The following is a 17,732-nucleotide window of genomic DNA, read 5'->3' as shown; positions in this document are numbered from 1 at the left end:
TTTAATTTATTTCAAGTTTATTAAAGAAAAACTCTATTTCTATTTTAGCATTTTCTAAACTATCACTACCATGAACTGCATTTGCGTCAATACTTTCAGCAAAATCAGCTCTTATTGTTCCCTTAGCTGCTTCTTTTGGATTAGTTGCTCCCATTAATTCACGATTTTTAGCAACTGCATTTTCGCCTTCTAACACAGATACTACAACAGGACCACTAGTCATAAATTCAACTAAATCTTTATAAAATGGTCTTTCTTTATGAACTGCGTAAAATTCTCCTGCTTGTTCTTTTGTTAAATAAAGCTTTTTAATAGCCGCAATTCTTAAGCCATTTGCTTCAAAACGACTTAAAATTTGACCTATAACACCTTTCTTAACAGCGTCAGGTTTAATGATTGATAAAGTTCTTTGCATTAAATCTCCTTAAAATAAAAGCTCATATTATACAAAAATAAATTAATTTAAGCTTTAAAAATTAAGTTCTTTTAATAAAGTTTTTGCATCAACTAATCCTATTATTTGTTTTAGCACTTCGCCTTTATCGTTTAAAACAAGTAAAACTGGTGGTCCAAAAACCTTATAAGTCTCTGCCATTTCTTGTTCAAATTGGTTTGGGTTAGTTAAATCTATTTTAATTAAATTGTAATTTTTCAACTCATTTATAACTTCTTCATTTTTAAAAGTAGTATTTTGCATAACTTTGCAGTTTTCACACCAACTAGCAGTAAAATATACAATATTTTTTGAACTTAGATTTAATTTTTCTTTTGCTTGTGTGAATTCTAAATTCTGTTGAGAAATATTATTATTTGGATTAAAAGTTTTGTTTAATAATATAAAACTATAAGCTAATATTAAAACTAAAATAATTTTAAAAAATAAAAAGAATTTATTCTTAGTGTTTTCAAATAAGCCAAAAAATACTACAAAACTAATACCAAGTAAGGCATATAAGACATTTGTAATATTCTCATTTATTATTCTTTCTAAGAAAAATATTGCTATTCCTAATAAAATAAATCCAAAAAATTTATTAACATATTGCATCCAAGAACCAGTTATAAATTTAAAACCAAAACCAATTGCTATTAGTGGAATTCCCATACCTATACTCATAAAAAATAATGAAAAAGCTCCAAGCAATACATCATTGCTATTTGCTACATAAATTAAAATTCCAGCAAGTGGTGCAGCTACACAAGGTCCTACTATTAAAGCACTTAAGACCCCCATTAAAAATACTCCGATAATTCCACTATATTTTGAGCTTTTTTTATTTACGCTATTTACAATAAAGTTAGGCATTTTTAGTTCAAATAAGCCAAACATTGATAATGATAAAATTACAAAAATTAAAGAAAATAGAATGATTACAATTGGATTTTGAAAAAATACTTGAACTCCACTTCCTACTAAAGCTGCTATTATTCCTGCTATTGTATAGCTAATAGCCATTCCTAATACATAAATAATGCTTGAAATTATTGGATTTTTACCACTACTTTTTGCCAAAATACTAGATATTATAGGTATCATTGGTAGGGTGCAAGGTGTTAAAGATAATAGTATTCCTGATACAAAAAAAGTTAAAATATTTATTAAAAATGAAGAATTTAAAAGCTTGCTTTCATATTCGTTTTGTGTAGATTGTTTTTCTTTTTTTAGTTTTAAAGCTTCTTTGTTATCGTATTCTAAAACCAATTTATCATTTTGATAATTAAAAGACGCTACAAGTGGTTGATAACATAATCCTTCAGTAGAACAACCTAAATAAAAAATTTTAATATTGTCATTATTTTTTAATGTAAAATTTGGGAAATCAAATTCTAAAGTATTGTAAAAGACTTCAACATTATCCTTTAATACCGCATTGCTTAAGTCAAATTTATTTGTGATATTTTCGTTGTTTAATAAGACTTTTATTTCGTTTTTATATAAATAAATATCAGGATTTAGATTAAGTTTTATAAAATTTGCTTGAGAGTTATTTTCAAGTTGGAATTTAAATGCTTCATTTGGTGGTAGTGGATTTGCAATTGCTAATACGCAAAATATTAAAATATTTATAATAAATTTCATTGTTTTTTCCTTGTTTTTTTATATTGTATAAGAGTAAAACATATGATTGTAAAAATAATAAATAATGTGCTAAAAATAATTAGTATTTTTTCTTTATCGTTATAACTTGCCTTTATTTTTTTAAAGTTTTTAATTTTATCTAAATCAATAGTGCAACCATAATATACATTTAAATTTTTATCTTTTTTGATATAAGTTATTATATGTCTTATTGAGTAGTTAGTCCAAAAAATATTAGCTTTTGTATATCCTTCATCTTTTATTTTTGCTAGCAGTTCTTTTATATAAAATTTGTTATTTGTGTCTTTTTCTAAAAAAATATTTTGATGCTCATAGTCCTTAGAATAATGAGCTATATAAAATCCTAACTCATTAAAAGCATAGGCTTTTTCTTGATAATTATCAAAATTAATCGTATTAATTTCTTTTTTGATTAGATTAATTTTTTCTTTATAATTTAAAGAATTTGGAAGATTTTTTGCATAATTATCTATTTTATCTACTATTGCTTTTGCTTGTTTTGCGATGATATTTTTAGTGCCTTCATTGTCTTTTAGTTGATAGTTTTTATCAAGTGTAATATAAACATCTATGCTATTTAATATTACGCTAATACAGGCTAATAATGAAAATAATATAATAGTTTTTTTACCCATCAATACTTACCCTATTTAAAATTGCACTACTTAAAGAGTGAATATCAATATCTTGAATTTTAATACCATTTGGAACACCTTGAGCGATTTTGCTTACTTTTACATTGTAGTGTTTAAAATAATCTTCTAAATAAAAGCACACCGTATCCGTGCTAACGCTTGGTGTGTAGGCTAAAACTAGTTCTATTGTATTGTATTTGCAAATCATTTTTTCTAATTTTTTTAAATAGTATTCATTGGTTTTTGAAAGTATAAAATATCTACCTTCATATACTTTACATTCATCTATAAAAAATACATCTTTTGGGCTTTCTACTAAGCAAATTGTATTATCTAATTCATCATTTATGCAATAATCACAAAGTTCATTTTCACTTAAGCAACCACAAATAGAACATTCTTTTATATTTTTTTTAGCATTTTCTAAAGAATTCATTAGTTCTTCTAATAAATTTTTATTTTCATAACACAAATAATAAGCCATTTTTAAAGAAGTTTTTTTGCCAATTCCTTGAATTTTTCCTATGCTTTTGCATAAATTATCAAAATGTATCACAATATAATCCTAAAGTTATGATAGCCATCATCGTAAAAATATTTAAGCTCAAATCCTTGAGTATCACAAATATATTTTATTAAATAAAGTCCTAATCCAAATCCACCTTGCTCTACATTACCCCTTGCAAATGGTTTAAAATACTCTTCTGTATTAAAGTCTTTTTCTTCTCCTATGTTTTTTACATTAATATAGTCTTTTTGAAATTCAATTATACACTTATGGTTGCTTGAGTATTTAATAGCATTATCTAATAGATTTTTAATTAATATTATAAACAAAGCTCCATCTACTATTATTGTTCTATCTTCGTTCATTTTTACATCAATAATTTGTAAATTATCTAAATATAAAGCACTGATTGATTGCTCTAATAAATATGAATACGAATATTCTTTTAAGACTACTTCATGGTTTTTAGATAATATTTCTTCTACTTGCTTAAATTCATTTACTAAAGCATTCATACCTTTGAATACACTTATTAAGATTTTTTTATTTTTTTCGCTTTCTGGCATAGTTGCTGCAAACATTCCTTTAGCAATAGGTGTTTTTAACTCGTGCATAATTGCTCTTAAAAAAAATCTTCTTGCCAATACCAATTCATTATTTTTTTTAGTAGCTTTATTAAATTCTTTAGTTAATAATCCTATTTCATCATTTTTATAATAAGAAAAATTGCTATTTTTTCCGTTTGATAAATCCCTAATATGTCTTGTAAGACCCTTTAATGGTTGAATTAAATTATAACAATATATTAAAGAAGCGAAAAACATCATAATAATTAATGATATTAATAATTTAATTAAACCATCATTTATATTATTATTGTGGGTGTTTTCATAAACTTTTAATGAATTATTTTTTTGATTTATGAGTTTTAAATAATATTTGTCTTTATAAACAATTCCTTGAATTAGTCCAAAATTAGTTTTATGGTCTATTGGTTTATCATTGCTTGTGCAAAGCTCACGCATAAAACGCTTGTCTGTGATTTCTTGAAAATCAATATCTTGTAAGTATTTATCAATTTCTACACCAGCACCACTAGCATACAATTTATTAATAGCTAATATTGCAAAATAAAGCCTACTTATACTTTCAGCTCTTAAAGCCTTATTGGAGTATTGAGTTATTTGTATAATAGCTGTAATAGTAAGTATAATGCTAATAGCAAAAACTGCTATTAGCTTACTAAGAATAGAGTGTAACAGCATTAGCCAAGAAGCTTATAACCAATACCACGAACAGAGAATATATGTTTAGGGTCTTTTGAACTATCGCCTATCTTACTTCTTAATCTTCCTATAATTACATCTAAGCTTTTGCTATCTTTTTCTCTTAATGACCTACAGCTATTAGCTAGCTCATCTCTTGATACTGAATAGCTATGTCTTTTCACTAGATAACTTAATATATCATATTCAGCCGGTGTTAAGCTTAGTGGTTTTTTATCATAGTAAATTTCATGTTTTTCATGCTCAACTTTGAATAATGTGCTTACTTCTTCTTCAGGTGGTAGTAAGCTTTTTTTGTATCTTCTAACAAGTGATGATACCCTTGCTTGTAATTCAGTTGGCTCATAAGGTTTTGGTAAATAATCATCAGCCCCTAATCCAAGTCCTAAAACCTTATCACTTGTATCCCCTCTAGCACTTGAAATGATAATAGGAATATCATACTTCTTGCGAATTTCCTTGCATACTTCTAATCCATCCATTCCAGGTAGAGTTAAGTCTAAAATTAGACAATCATAATTACTAAAGTTAGCAGTTAAACCTTCAGCAGGAGTGCTGTAATTTGTAACTTTTATGTTAAACCTTGCTAAAAACTCTGTAATCAACTCAGCGAATTCCACTTCGTCTTCAATCATAATTACATTAATCATTTTTTCACCTTTATTTATTAAAGTCTTTCCATTCTAACAATAATTAATTTATAAATGATAAATTGCAAAAGGAAAAAGATGCGTGACTTTTATGAAATTCTAGGAGTTAGTAAAAATGCTAGTTCTGAAGAAATTAAAAAAGCTTATAGAAAATTGGCATTAAAATATCATCCTGATAGAAATCAAGGCGATAAAGATGCTGAAGAAAAGTTTAAAGAAATCAATGTAGCTTATGAAACCTTAAGTGATGACACTAAAAGAGCTAGATATGATAGATACGGCGAAGCTGGTCTTAATGGTGGTTCAGGTGCTGGTGGCTTTGGATTTGAAGGATTTTCAAATTTTAGTGATATTTTTAGTGATATTTTTGGTGGCTTTGGCGATAGTGATGATGAAGAAATTGATGAAGATTTATTTATTACTCTTGAATTAGGTTTTAAAGAAGCTATTTTTGGTTGTAAAAAGAAAGTTAATTATTCTTATAAAGCAAATTGTATTAAGTGCGATGGAACAGGCTCGGCAAGTAAAACTACAACTACTTGCTCAAGATGTAATGGCAAGGGCAAAATAGCTATTAGAAAAGGCTTTTTCCAAATGGTTAGCACTTGTGATGTGTGTGGCGGTAAAGGTAAAGTAGTAAAAGATAAATGTTCATCTTGTCAAGGTAGTGGAAAAGAAAATAAAAAAGAAGAATTAGAAGTAACTATTCCTGAAGGAGTTGATAACGGAGTAACTTTAAAATGCTCTAATAAAGGAAATGAGATTAACTCTAATGAGCGTTCTGATTTGTATATAAAACTTCGTGTAGCAAGAGATGATAGGTTTGTTAGAAAAGGTGATGATATTTATATAGATGTTCCAATTTTATTTACCCAAGCAGCTTTAGGTTCTACCATTATTGTGCCTACTATTAGAGGAGAAGCTAGTATTCAAATTCCATTTGGCTTAAGCGATAAACAACTTGTAAAAATTAGTGGCGAAGGTGTTAAAAACCATCATACAAGAAGAACAGGGGATCAATTTGTCCAACTTAGTATTATGTATCCAAAACATATAAATGCAGAACAAAAAGAATTATTAGAAAAATTAAATGAGAGTTTTGGTATCAAAAATGATGCTAAAGAGCAACAACACGGGATATTTGATACTATTAAATCTTGGTTTAAATAATTTTTATTTTAATTCAAATTCTTTTTAGAATTTGGATTAAAAATATTTTTATTAAAGTGAGCTTAAAATACTTTCGTATGCGTTTTGCAAATCTTCTTCGCTTTTTATATTAAAAACTTTTGCATTAAATTTTTTATTAAAAGTCCTTTGTCTTTTTGCTAGTTGTCTTGTATGAATTGTGATTAAATCTTCTAATTCGTCTTTAGATATTTTTTGATTAAAACAATCAATTATTTCTTTAGCTCCAATAGAATTTAATGCTTTTGTATCACCATAAATCTTATATAAATTTATAACTTCATCATAAGCATTTAAGCTAAGCATTTGTTTAGTCCTTAGCCTAATTCTTTCGTTTAAAATATCTTTATCCCATAAAATATCGTATATTTTAAGCTCTTTAATAAGTGCTTTTTGAGTATTTGCTTTTAGCCAAAGGCTAGGAATTTCATTTGTGCTTTTATAAATGCTATACCATTTATTTAGCCTATAAGTATCATTTGCTGATATGTTTGAGTTTTTATCAATTTTTAGCATTAGATTATAGATTTCATCAAGGCTTAAATTATGATTAATATCATTAATTTTAGGGCTTAATCCATCAAGCATTGCTTTTAGATAAAATCCACTTCCACCTGTTATGATTAGATTTTTTTCATTATTTTTTGCAAATTCTAAAGCCTTTTTGTATTCATCAAAATAAAGCCCTACATTATAATTTTCATTTACGCTAATTAGATTTATTCCAAAGTATTTAATCTCTTCTAGCATTTGATTATCTGGCTTGGCATTTATAATATTTAATTCTTTATAAAGACATAAACTATCAAGGCTTAAAATTATAGAATTTGAAGTTTTAGCAAGTTTATGAGCTAGGTTTGTTTTGCCACTTGCAGTTGTTCCTATGAGAGCAATTTTTTTCATCTTTATCCTTAAATCTTAATTAAAATATTATAAACTAGATTAAAAACGGAAGAGTTATGAATAAATTAAAAAACATTTTAGAATTAATCGTATTTAAGCATAGTATTTTTGCTTTACCTTTCTTAATTATTTCAATGCTTAGCGCTATAAAATTATATGAATTAAGCCTATCATCAATTTGGCTTAATTTTATCTTAGCTATTTTTTGTGCTGTTTGTGCTAGAAATTACGCAATGGCACTTAATAGATTACTTGATGCTGATATTGATATATTAAACGAAAGGACAAAAAATCGTCCTAGTGTAGATGGTAGAGTAGGGCGTGGGAATTTGCTTTTATTTATAATCGCAAATGCTGTAATTTTCGTGCTTTTAGCGTATTTTATAAATACTACTTGCTTTTATCTTAGCTTTTTTGCCTTAGCTTTACTTGGTTCTTATTCTTTATTTAAGAGATTTTCTTATTTGGCTCATATTATTTTAGGCTTATCTTTAGGATTTGCTTGTGTAGCAGGTGAAATTGTGCTTACAAATTCTATTAGTGCTTATTCTATTGCTTTATGTTTTGCGGTTTGTTTTTGGACTGCTGGGTTTGATTGTTTGTATGCTTTGCAAGATTTAGAATTTGATAAAGCAAATAATTTATTTTCTATACCATCTTGTTTTGGTAAAACGGCTACTTTATTTATAGCTGCGATTTTTCATTTGATTGCATTTTTGTTTTGGTTTGTTTTTTTAGTTAGTGTAAATGCTGGATTTTATGGATTTTTAGGATTGATAATAGTAGGAATTTTATTAATAATAGAGCATTTTATAGTGAGAAAAAATACAGAAAAAATAGAAAGAGCTTTTTTTGATATAAATGCTATTGTTAGCATAGTGTTTTTGATATTTTTTATAATAGATTTAAAGGTTGGCTAATGATTATGTATGAAGCAAGATTTAGAATTGATTATCAAGAATGTGAAGAATTAGAAGATAGATTTTTACAAGAATATAATGCTATTAATTATCATAAATCTTTACAAGATTATAGGCACAGAGCTAGTAAAATGGATATGTATCCTGAAGATAAATTGTTTTTTGAAATGCTTTGTGATATTAAAAAAGATTTATTAGAAATTAAAAATCTTAAAAAAGATGAATTTATAAAATTAGATAATAGCACCTTTTCAAATTCAATAAATTATGAATATATTCGTGTTGAAGATAGTTTAAAACCTAATCAAACATATTACGCAAGGCTTGTTTTAGTTGATAGAACTATATCTTGTTTTGTTAGTGCAATTGATGAGTATACTTTTAAAATCACTCAAATTAAAAGATATGATACAGAAGGGCTTAATTTATTTGTAGCTGATATTCAAAGGAATTTAATTAATATTAAAAAGGAAAAAAATGGGGATTGATTTATTAATTTATATTGTATTTATAATTTTTATAGTTTTATTATTTGTTTATGTAAGACTTAGTTTTAGAGATTTAAATGATAAATTAGATGGGGTTTTAAAGGCTATTGATGAGAATTATAAATCTATTCATAGACTTGAAAAAGATGTAGAAAAATTAAAACTAGCAGAGATAAATAACGCTAAACAAAATGATTTTAATGATAATATTATGCAAAATTGTGAGTTTTTAATACATTCAATTATTGATGAAAGAATTAATGAGCTAAATAGTGATTTAGGTATTATTCAAGAAAGTATTCAAGAAGTTACAAAAAACCAAGATAGTAGAATTGCAAATTTAGAACTTGCAAACGAGCCAATCACTAGGCTAAGTCCTAATGAAGACGCTGAAAGAATGCAGATTTTAAAACTTTTTGGAGATGGTAAAAGTGTAGAAGAAATAGCATTACTTCTAAACAAAAGCCCACAAGCAATTAATATTATTTTAAAAAGCTTATAAGGACTAAAAATGTTAATTGATTCGTATGGAAGAAGGATAAATTATTTAAGAATTTCACTTACTCAAAGATGTAATTTCCGTTGTCTTTATTGTATGCCAAAAGTTCCTTTTAATTGGGTTCCTAAAGAAAATTTATTAAGCTATGAAGAATTATTTTTATTTGCAAAATTATGTATGGATAAGGGTGTAGATAAAATCCGTTTAACTGGTGGAGAACCACTTGTAAGAGCTGATTTAGATAAATTCATAAAAATGCTAATTGATTATAAGAGCGATTTGGATTTAGCACTTACAACTAATGGATTTTTATTAAAAGAACAAGCGGCAAAATTAAAAGCAGCAGGACTTGTAAGAATAAATGTATCTCTTGATACTTTAGTGCCACAAAGAGCAAAATTAATCTCTCAAAAAGATATTTTAAAAGAAGTTTTAGAAGGTATAGAAGAAGCCTTAAAAGTAGGGTTAAAAGTAAAGATTAATTGCGTTCCCTTAAAGGGTATTAATGAAGATGAATTAATTGATTTGATTATGTTTTGCAAAGAAAAAAATATTCAAATAAGATTTATTGAATTTATGGAAAACGAACACGCTTACGGACAATTATGTGGATTAAGAGAAGCTGAAATACTAGATAAAATCAAGCAAAGATTTAGCATAAATGCACTTGAGAAAGAGCCAAATTCTCCTGCTAGTTTATATAAAATTGATGAGTTAGATTATGTGTTTGGTGTGATTAATCCACACAAGCACGATTTTTGTGATAGCTGCAATCGTTTAAGACTTAGTGCGGAAGGATTTTTGATACCTTGTCTTTATTTTGATGAAGCTATGAGTATTAAAAAGGCTTTAAGAAATAAAGATATTAATAAGGCTTTAGAGATTTTAAATACGGTTTTAGAAAACAAACCTGAGAAAAATAAATGGAGCGAAGAAGATAATAAAAGCTCTGCTAGGTCGTTTTCACAAACGGGTGGATGATGAAATTAGTTGAAGAATTTTTAAGTATTCAAGGCGAAGGGATATTTGCAGGAAGGCTTGCTTATTTTATCCGTTTTGCAGGGTGCAATTTCTCTTGCTATGGATTTGGAGTTGTTAAGAGCAAAAATAATAAAACATTAATTGGTTGCGATACTTTAAGAGCTGTTTATACTAATGAATTTAGTGATGAGTATAAGGAATTTAAATTAGAAAATATAATCAATAAATTAAACTCATTTAGCTATAAGCCTATGATAGTAATTACTGGTGGAGAGCCTTTAATTCATCAAGAACATCCTAAATTTATAGAGCTTTTAGAATATTTGGTAAAAAATGAATATTTAGTGCAGTTTGAGACTAATGCTAGTATTTGTTTAAAAGAATACGATTTTTATAAAAATTGTTATTTTGCAATGGGAGTAAAACTTGCAAATAGCAAAATGCCAAAGGAAAAAAGAATAAATTATGAAGCAATTAATTCAATTTTAAAGCTATCAAAACAAGCATTTTTTAAAATCGTTTTAGATAAAGCGGATTTAGAAGATAATCAAGAATTATTTGAATTAAGAAATGCTTATAAAGACGCTAATTTTTATCTAATGCCAAAGGGTGCTACTAATGATGAATTAAGAGCGAATGCTAAGAGCGTTTTAGAATTTGCTATTAAAAATGGCTTTAATTATACAGATAGGATACATATTAGAATTTATGATGATTTGGAGGGTGTATGAGAATAGGTAAATTATTTGAGTTTGAAAATGCTCATATAGTTAGGTTTTGTAGTTCAAAAAGATGTAAAACTAGCATTCACGGACATTCTTATAAATTAGAATTAATTTTATATGCAAATACTCTTGATAAAGCGGGAATGGTTTATGATTTCGGGCTTTTAAAAGGAAATATTAAGCAAATAATAGATGCGTTTGACCATAGCACTTGTATTTATAAATACGATGATTTAGAGTATGTAAATGATATTAAAAAGCATTCAGCTAGGTGGGTTGAACTACCTTGTAATATCAGTGCCGAAAATCTTAGCATAGTGTTTTTTATATTAATTTCTAAGATTTTACAAAATTCAAAAATGCATAATGATGAGAATGTAAGAGTAGATAAAATCAGACTAAATGAGACTAGAACAGGCTGGGCTGAATGTGAATACGATGATGCTTTTTATAATGATGAGCCTAGAATTAATTTAAATGAAATAACTTTTTCTAAGGCAATTTTAGAAGATTTTAGTGATATAAATTTATTTGAAAAAATTAAAAATAATGAGATTTTTATAAATCCAAAGGAAGTTTAATGAGTATTATTGGCATTCATATGTTTTTTGTGTATTGCTTGGTAGCTTTAGAATTTTCTTATTTGTTTATTTCTCAATGTTGTAAGGATATTAATAAATTTATTTCAAGAATTTCAATTATTAGTCCAATACAAATTATAGCCTTAGTTTTGGTGTTATTAAGTGGTATGTTTATTGAAGCTACTAAGGCATTTTTTAATTTTAAGATTTTTTTATTTTTAAGTTGGATTTTGATTTTTTATCTTAGCATTAGACAGCTTGTAATTTTTAATAAGATAAAAAAAGCAAAAAAAAGCTTTAATTTTAAATTATTCAGTATTGTTTTTGAGATATTAAAAATATTTTTAATCATATTTGCTGGTGTTACAAATTCTTTATTATTTTAATCGGAGTTTTTAATGAGTGATTTTATAAGTGTGCATTTGTTTTTTGTATATATTTTAATAATTTTAGAACTTTTATATTTTGTTTTTTCACAATATTTAAAGGACATTCATAAATATATTTTTAGAATCAGAGTGCTTTTGCCTGCTTATTATACGATAATTGTTTGTGTGTTTTTTACAGGCATTATTATTGAAGCTATGAAAGGCTTTAATGATTTTAGATTTTTAATGCTATTTGCTGTTATTTTAATTTTAGGAATTTCTATATTTCAATTTATTAAATTTAAAAAATATAGAAAAAGCAAAGAATATTTAAAATTTAAAAAATTAAGTTTATTTTTAGAGCTAATAAAATTATTTGCTATTTTAATTGCAGGATTTAACAATGTTTTACTATTTTAATGATTTAGCAGGTAGTGAAGAAATTGTTTTAGATAGTGAATTAGTATCTCATTTTAAAGCTAGACGAGAACAAATAGGAAATATAGTAAATATCAGTAGATTAGATGGGTTTTTGTATAAATATGAAATAATATTTATGCAAAGAAATAAAATCATTTTAAAAATGCTAGAACAATGTGAATTTAAAGCAAATAAAAGTGGTGTAAAAATTGCACTTGCTATGATAGAAATTGATAGTATTTTTGAAATTGCACCTTATTTAAATGAATTAGGATTAGAAGAATTATTTTTAGTTTATACAGATTTTTCTCAAAAATCTTATAAATTTGATGATAAAAAATTAGCTAAACTTGAAAAGATTTTGCATAATTCAAGCTCACAATGTGCTAGGGCTGATATTTTAAAAATCACAATTTTAAATAATTTAGCCGAACTTAAAAAACTTTATAATGATTTTGTTTTAATTGATTTTAATAAAAATGATTTATGCGAGTTTAATAAAGATTGTTTATATGTAATTGGCCCTGAAGGTGGTTTTAGTGAAAAAGAAAGGAATTTATTTAAAACTCAAGGTCTAAAAATTACAAATATTTTAAAAGCAAAAACAGCCATTATAAGCATAAGTTCAAAAATTTTAATGTAGATTTAATGTAATTTAAGATACAATCACAGCTTTATTTATGCCAAAAAGGAAAATATTATGAAAAAAGACATTCATCCAGATTATAAAAAATGCACTGTAACTTGTGCTTGTGGAAATACTTTTGTAACTAAATCAAATAAAGAAGAATTAAGAGTAGATATATGCTCAAGTTGTCATCCATTTTTCACAGGAAGTGAAAAAATCGTAGATGCTGCAGGTAGAGTTGAGAAGTTTAAGAAAAAATATTCAATGCAATAATGCTTTATTTTGTTCCTACACCAATAGGAAATCTAGGCGATATTTCATATCGTGCTTTAGAAGTCTTACAAGTTTGCGAGTTAATTTTTTGTGAAGATGTGCGAGTTTGTAAGGCTTTACTTAATTTATTAAGTAGTAAATATAATATAGAATTTAATATAAATAATTTCATATCACTACATTCACACAATGAAAAAGATTTTGATTTTTCTAAAATTGATTTTTCTAAAAATATAGCTTATTTGAGTGATGCAGGTATGCCTTGCATAAGCGATCCTGGAATTTCATTAGTAAAATATGCTCAAGAAAATGATATAAAATATAGTGTTTTGCCTGGTGCAAATGCTGCTATTACTGCACTTGTTGCAAGTGGGTTTTCTGATAAGGAATTTATATTTTTAGGATTTTTAAATATCAAAAAAAATCGTCAAGCTCAAATAGAAAATGCTCTAAATCAAAGCTATCCTACTATTATATATGAAGCTCCTACAAGGATTTTGGATTTAGTATTAGATATTGCAAAAATTGATGAAGATAAAGAATTATTTTTAATTAAAGAAATATCAAAAATGTATGAAAAAACCTATAAAGATACTGCTAAAAATCTAGCAAATATTTTAAAAAATGAGAATTTAAAAGGCGAATGGGTAGTGGTTATAAATAATGAAAATTCTATTTCAAATTCTAATATAAATTCTCAAGATATTTTAAATCTTAATATAAGTTTAAAAGATAAAGCGAAATTATTGAGTAAATTAAATGGGCTTAGCCCAAAACAAAATTATGAAAATTTATTAAAGAGTGAAAAATGATAATTTACGGCAAACAAGTGCTAATGCACTATATTACAAAACATCCTGAAAAAATAGAAGAAATATATTTAGCAAAAGATTTAGATAAAGATAGCTTTAGACAAATTACAAAATTAGGCAAAAAAATCCATAAGTTAGATTTTATTAAAGCTCAAGCAATGGCAAAGGGTGGAAATCATCAAGGCTATTTAGCAAAAGTTAGCGAATACGAATTAGCAAATATAAATGAGTTTAAAAAATTTGAAAAAATTGTTTTATTGCACGAATTAAGCGATGTTGGGAATATAGGTTCAATTGCTAGAAGTGCTTATGCTTTAGGGTTTGATGGGATTATTCATTCAGGAAATAATATTAATATAGAAGCAGTTATGCGTTCTAGTGCTGGTGCTTTACTTGAATTAAAATTAGCATTTACTAAGGATATTTTAAGCTTGGTTAATGAATTTAAGCAAGTTGGTTTTAGCTTTTATGCTGCAAATAATTCAGAAAACGCTAAAGAGCATAATAAAATAAAATATGCTACAAAATCGGTTTTAGTTATGGGTAGCGAAGGTAATGGACTTAGTTCTAAGATTATTAAATCTTGTAATGAAGAAGTAAAAATTACTATGAAAAATAATTTTGATAGCCTAAATGTTAGTAATGCTTTTGCTATTTTAGGCGATAGGATGATAAATGAATGAAGTAGATTATTTAAAAAGTTTTTCTGTTAAAGAAATAGCTTTAAAAACTCACTTAGATGAAGCTAGAATTAAAGCAATAATTAATAAAGATTATGAGAATTTAAGTAGTGTTAATATTGCAATGAATATAAAGATTTTAGAGCGTGAATATAATATTGATTTTAGCGAATGGTTAAATGAATATAATGAATATAAAAACAATCATTTTAAGGACAAAAAAAATTCTTTAAAAGTAAAACCTAAAGTAATGGGTTATAACTCTGATAAGGAATCAAATAGTAATTTAGCTTATTTTATATATCTTAGTTTAGCTACTATTATTGTAATAGCTGGGGTTTTTTATTATTTTAATTATTATGATGAAAATTCTCAAGAAGTAATAGAAAATACCACAACTCAAGAAAAACCAATAGAAGAATTGCAAGTAAATCAGCAAGAAAATTCTACACAAACCAAAACTCAAATAGAACCTATTAAAGAAGTAAAAGAAGAAATAAAACCAGCTACTCCTTTAGTAGAAAAAAAGCTTGAAGAAGTAAAAGAAGATAAAAAGCCTGAAAATTTAGAAGAAAGTAAGATAAATACAAAAGAAGAAACAATTCAAATTCCAGCACAAGTAGAGCTTATTCCTGAAATAAAACCACAAGAGATTAAAACTCAAGAAGTTAAAGTTCAAGAAGTAAAATCTAATGAAATTAAAGAAGAAAAAGCAGAGATTATAGAGCCTAAAGTAGAGATTAAAAAAGATAATAAATTATTATTAAGTCCAAATTCTAAGGTTTGGGTTAGTGTTAAGAATTTAAAAACAAAAGAAACTAAAAATTATATGATAGTAAAAAGTGCTAGTTTTACTCAAGACTCTTTAATTTTTGTTGGTAATAACTTATTCACCCTTGAATTAGATGGTTCTAAGATAGAATTACCTACCACAAATGATGCTAGATATATTTTATTTAAAGATGGAAAAGTTACTTTTTTAAGTCAAAAAGAATATACAAAATTAGATAAGGCAAAATAATGAAAAAATTAATATGTTTATTTGTATTAGCTAGTTTTTCTTATGCTACTTCTTCTTATGAAATAGCTTCAAAATTAGTAAATGACGATAGCAAAGATGCAAAGCTTAGATTATTATTTCCTAGTGGGTCTTATATGCAAGGAAATATGCCAAATATTAAAGCAATTACTCAAGTTTTAAAAATGAATTCTTTATTAACTTATGCTTATTCAAACGCTACAAATATGCAAATTAAATTTAGCGCAAAGGCAAAAGCAGGGATATTTTTAAAGGCTATTACAAAAGCTTATGAGCAAATAGGAATTAATTATTATTTAGTTAGTGAATATGTAAAAAATAATGATGAAATTAGTGTTGCTTTTACGATTAATTCAAAATTTAGTATAGACCCAGGTGCTTTATACGAAGCTTTAAAAAAGACAGGAGTATATATAATAGACGCTAGAAGAAATCAGAATGAATTTAGTTATGAACTTGATTTTAGTAGAGCAAATATACAAGCTGATTTTGAATTAAATAAAGGCGATTTATTAGAGCTTACTAAACCACTTGATGCGTATTTTATAAAAGTGAATAATATTTCCAAGCTCGTAATTGATAGAAATTTAAATAATATTTGGTATCCAAAGATTGAATTTTTAGATAAGAATTTAAATCTTATTTCAACTTATAAAAGTGAAAATAATTTTAAAGAACTAAATGTAGCAGTTCCTAAAATGTGTGCTTATATGATAGTAGGAGATGCTTTTACGCTAGAAAATATTAGATTAGGATTAAATATAAAGGGAATGTAATGAAAATAGCTTTATTAGGGTATGGAACGGTTGCTAGTGGTGTAGCAAAATTAATCAAAACAAATTCTGAATTAATTCAAAAAAGACTAGGCAAAAAATTAGAAATTTCTTTAGTTTATACAAGAGAGCATAAGGCAAATTGTCCTTATACTCAAACAAGTAATTTTGAAGATATTTTAAATAGCGATTGTGATGTAGTTTGTGAATTAATGGGTGGGACTACATTTGCTTATGAGTGCATTAAAAAAGCTCTTGAAAAAGGAAAACATGTAATAACAGCTAATAAAGCTTTACTTGCTTATTATCGTTATGATATTGAAAATATGCTAAAGCCTAATCAATATTTTGGCTATGAAGCAAGTGTTGCTGGTGGTGTGCCTATTATTAAAATTATCAAAGAAGGTTTAAGTGCGAATAAATTTAATTGTATTAAAGGTATATTAAACGGCACTTCAAATTACATTCTTACAAAAATGCAAAATGAAGGCTTAAGTTATGAAATAGCTTTAAAACAAGCTCAAGAATTAGGCTATGCAGAAGCTGATCCTACATTAGATATTAACGGAATGGACGCAGCACATAAACTAACCATTTTAGCAAGTCTTGCTTATGGAGTTAATATAAAACCTGAAGATATTTTGGTTCAAGGAATTGATAAGATTAGTAATGATGATTTTTATTTTGCTAAAGAATTTGAATTTGGAATTAAGCTTTTAGCAATTGCAAAACAAAATAATGATAAGGTAGAAATTAGAGTTCATCCAACATTAATAGATAAAAATCATATCTTAGCTAGTGTAAATAATTCTATGAATGCTATTTTACTTAATGATAATGCTTTAGGGGAGAGTTTGTATTATGGAGCAGGTGCAGGAAGTCTTGAGACTGCTAGTGCTGTTTTAAGCGATTTAATGCAAATAGCTGATAATAAAACTCGTAAAATGCTAGGATATAATGAATTACCAGTGGTATCTTTAGTATCAACTTGCGATATAACTTCTAAATATTATTTAAGATTAAGTGTAGATGATAAGATAGGTGTTTTAAATAAAATTACAAGTTTAATGAGCAATAATGAAATTAGCATAGATAGTCTAATGCAACGCCCATCAAAAAATCAATCAAGAACGATTTTTATTACAACTCATCTTGCAAATGAAGCAAAAATCAATAAATTATTGCAAGAATTACAAGTTCAAGAATTTGTAAAAGATGAAATTAATTTAATAAGAATAGAAGAATAGTAATTCATTTAATAATTTGGAATATTA

The 17,732-nt window shown here is 26.1% G+C and carries 23 protein-coding genes; 16 read left to right on the top strand and 7 right to left on the bottom strand.

Going from position 1 to position 17,732, the window contains the following annotated elements; genetic code table 11:
• Position 1: 1 nt before the first annotated feature.
• The 6 genes from ndk to AVBRAN9334_RS00370 are packed head-to-tail and all read right to left on the bottom strand — an operon-like array spanning position 2 to position 5,180.
• Positions 2 to 415: a nucleoside-diphosphate kinase gene (ndk, locus tag AVBRAN9334_RS00395; protein ID WP_214116937.1), complete on the bottom strand. Its 414-nt coding sequence runs from the start codon at positions 413 to 415 to the stop codon at positions 2 to 4.
• 54 nt (positions 416 to 469) lie between these two features.
• The gene (gene dsbD / locus AVBRAN9334_RS00390) at positions 470 to 2,080 is read right to left on the bottom strand and encodes a protein-disulfide reductase DsbD (RefSeq protein ID WP_336606712.1); all 1,611 of its coding nucleotides are present in this window, start codon (positions 2,078 to 2,080) and stop codon (positions 470 to 472) included.
• Positions 2,077 to 2,736, bottom strand: coding sequence for a hypothetical protein (locus AVBRAN9334_RS00385; protein ID WP_239803062.1), 660 nt, complete (start codon positions 2,734 to 2,736; stop codon positions 2,077 to 2,079). The genes dsbD and AVBRAN9334_RS00385 overlap by 4 nt, the downstream gene beginning before the upstream one ends.
• Positions 2,729 to 3,292: a recombination protein RecR gene (locus AVBRAN9334_RS00380; protein WP_214120267.1), complete on the bottom strand. Its 564-nt coding sequence runs from the start codon at positions 3,290 to 3,292 to the stop codon at positions 2,729 to 2,731. The genes AVBRAN9334_RS00385 and AVBRAN9334_RS00380 overlap by 8 nt, the downstream gene beginning before the upstream one ends.
• Positions 3,289 to 4,509: an ArsS family sensor histidine kinase gene (locus AVBRAN9334_RS00375; RefSeq protein ID WP_336606711.1), complete on the bottom strand. Its 1,221-nt coding sequence runs from the start codon at positions 4,507 to 4,509 to the stop codon at positions 3,289 to 3,291. Before AVBRAN9334_RS00375 ends, AVBRAN9334_RS00380 begins: the two co-directional genes overlap by 4 nt.
• Positions 4,509 to 5,180 (bottom strand): response regulator transcription factor, encoded by a 672-nt coding sequence (locus AVBRAN9334_RS00370; RefSeq protein WP_214116928.1) that lies wholly within the window; start codon positions 5,178 to 5,180, stop codon positions 4,509 to 4,511. The genes AVBRAN9334_RS00375 and AVBRAN9334_RS00370 overlap by 1 nt, the downstream gene beginning before the upstream one ends.
• Before the next feature lie 78 nt (positions 5,181 to 5,258).
• Here AVBRAN9334_RS00370 and dnaJ point away from each other — a divergent pair, with 78 nt between their 5' ends.
• Positions 5,259 to 6,350 carry a molecular chaperone DnaJ gene (gene dnaJ / locus AVBRAN9334_RS00365; RefSeq protein ID WP_214116926.1) on the top strand — a complete coding sequence of 364 codons (1,092 nt, stop codon included), beginning with the start codon at positions 5,259 to 5,261 and terminating at the stop codon, positions 6,348 to 6,350.
• Positions 6,351 to 6,401: 51 nt separating this feature from the next.
• Here the strand turns inward: dnaJ and miaA are convergent, their stop codons facing one another.
• Entirely contained in the window at positions 6,402 to 7,271 is an 870-nt protein-coding gene (miaA, locus tag AVBRAN9334_RS00360) for a tRNA (adenosine(37)-N6)-dimethylallyltransferase MiaA (RefSeq protein ID WP_336606710.1), read from the bottom strand.
• Positions 7,272 to 7,327: 56 nt separating this feature from the next.
• Here miaA and AVBRAN9334_RS00355 point away from each other — a divergent pair, with 56 nt between their 5' ends.
• From AVBRAN9334_RS00355 to AVBRAN9334_RS00285, 15 genes are read left to right on the top strand one after another with little or no spacing between them, the layout of a single operon-like run.
• Entirely contained in the window at positions 7,328 to 8,191 is an 864-nt protein-coding gene (locus AVBRAN9334_RS00355; RefSeq protein WP_214116922.1) for a UbiA-like polyprenyltransferase, read from the top strand.
• Positions 8,191 to 8,679 (top strand): hypothetical protein, encoded by a 489-nt coding sequence (locus AVBRAN9334_RS00350; protein WP_336606709.1) that lies wholly within the window; start codon positions 8,191 to 8,193, stop codon positions 8,677 to 8,679. Before AVBRAN9334_RS00355 ends, AVBRAN9334_RS00350 begins: the two co-directional genes overlap by 1 nt.
• Positions 8,669 to 9,181: a helix-turn-helix domain-containing protein gene (locus AVBRAN9334_RS00345; protein ID WP_214116919.1), complete on the top strand. Its 513-nt coding sequence runs from the start codon at positions 8,669 to 8,671 to the stop codon at positions 9,179 to 9,181. The genes AVBRAN9334_RS00350 and AVBRAN9334_RS00345 overlap by 11 nt, the downstream gene beginning before the upstream one ends.
• A gap of 9 nt (positions 9,182 to 9,190) precedes the next feature.
• Entirely contained in the window at positions 9,191 to 10,159 is a 969-nt protein-coding gene (moaA, locus tag AVBRAN9334_RS00340) for a GTP 3',8-cyclase MoaA (RefSeq protein WP_214149883.1), read from the top strand.
• Positions 10,159 to 10,890, top strand: coding sequence for a 7-carboxy-7-deazaguanine synthase QueE (locus AVBRAN9334_RS00335; RefSeq protein WP_336606708.1), 732 nt, complete (start codon positions 10,159 to 10,161; stop codon positions 10,888 to 10,890). Before moaA ends, AVBRAN9334_RS00335 begins: the two co-directional genes overlap by 1 nt.
• Positions 10,887 to 11,465: a 6-pyruvoyl trahydropterin synthase family protein gene (locus tag AVBRAN9334_RS00330; protein WP_214149885.1), complete on the top strand. Its 579-nt coding sequence runs from the start codon at positions 10,887 to 10,889 to the stop codon at positions 11,463 to 11,465. The genes AVBRAN9334_RS00335 and AVBRAN9334_RS00330 overlap by 4 nt, the downstream gene beginning before the upstream one ends.
• Positions 11,465 to 11,851, top strand: a complete 387-nt coding sequence (locus AVBRAN9334_RS00325; protein ID WP_336606707.1) for a hypothetical protein — start codon at positions 11,465 to 11,467, stop codon at positions 11,849 to 11,851. Before AVBRAN9334_RS00330 ends, AVBRAN9334_RS00325 begins: the two co-directional genes overlap by 1 nt.
• Before the next feature lie 12 nt (positions 11,852 to 11,863).
• Complete coding sequence (locus tag AVBRAN9334_RS00320; protein WP_214116907.1) at positions 11,864 to 12,253, top strand: hypothetical protein; 390 nt, start codon at positions 11,864 to 11,866, stop codon at positions 12,251 to 12,253.
• Positions 12,237 to 12,896, top strand: a complete 660-nt coding sequence (locus AVBRAN9334_RS00315; protein ID WP_214116905.1) for a 16S rRNA (uracil(1498)-N(3))-methyltransferase — start codon at positions 12,237 to 12,239, stop codon at positions 12,894 to 12,896. The genes AVBRAN9334_RS00320 and AVBRAN9334_RS00315 overlap by 17 nt, the downstream gene beginning before the upstream one ends.
• 57 nt (positions 12,897 to 12,953) lie before the next feature.
• Positions 12,954 to 13,154 (top strand): 50S ribosomal protein L31, encoded by a 201-nt coding sequence (rpmE, locus tag AVBRAN9334_RS00310; protein WP_214116903.1) that lies wholly within the window; start codon positions 12,954 to 12,956, stop codon positions 13,152 to 13,154.
• Positions 13,154 to 13,966, top strand: coding sequence for a 16S rRNA (cytidine(1402)-2'-O)-methyltransferase (gene rsmI, locus AVBRAN9334_RS00305; RefSeq protein ID WP_214116901.1), 813 nt, complete (start codon positions 13,154 to 13,156; stop codon positions 13,964 to 13,966). The genes rpmE and rsmI overlap by 1 nt, the downstream gene beginning before the upstream one ends.
• The gene (locus AVBRAN9334_RS00300; protein ID WP_214116899.1) at positions 13,963 to 14,649 is read left to right on the top strand and encodes a TrmH family RNA methyltransferase; all 687 of its coding nucleotides are present in this window, start codon (positions 13,963 to 13,965) and stop codon (positions 14,647 to 14,649) included. The genes rsmI and AVBRAN9334_RS00300 overlap by 4 nt, the downstream gene beginning before the upstream one ends.
• On the top strand, positions 14,642 to 15,667 hold the full coding sequence (locus AVBRAN9334_RS00295) for a hypothetical protein (RefSeq protein WP_336606706.1): 1,026 nt from the start codon (positions 14,642 to 14,644) through the stop codon (positions 15,665 to 15,667). Before AVBRAN9334_RS00300 ends, AVBRAN9334_RS00295 begins: the two co-directional genes overlap by 8 nt.
• Complete coding sequence (locus tag AVBRAN9334_RS00290; RefSeq protein ID WP_214116895.1) at positions 15,667 to 16,461, top strand: hypothetical protein; 795 nt, start codon at positions 15,667 to 15,669, stop codon at positions 16,459 to 16,461. The genes AVBRAN9334_RS00295 and AVBRAN9334_RS00290 overlap by 1 nt, the downstream gene beginning before the upstream one ends.
• Complete coding sequence (locus tag AVBRAN9334_RS00285; RefSeq protein ID WP_214116893.1) at positions 16,461 to 17,705, top strand: homoserine dehydrogenase; 1,245 nt, start codon at positions 16,461 to 16,463, stop codon at positions 17,703 to 17,705. Before AVBRAN9334_RS00290 ends, AVBRAN9334_RS00285 begins: the two co-directional genes overlap by 1 nt.
• Positions 17,706 to 17,732 lie beyond the last annotated feature (27 nt).

The sequence above is a fragment of the Campylobacter sp. RM9334 genome (assembly GCF_020138145.1).
GTDB lineage: Bacteria > Campylobacterota > Campylobacteria > Campylobacterales > Campylobacteraceae > Campylobacter_E.
The sequence above is the reverse complement of the archived record's forward strand: the minus strand, read 5'-3'. Positions and strand labels throughout refer to the sequence as shown.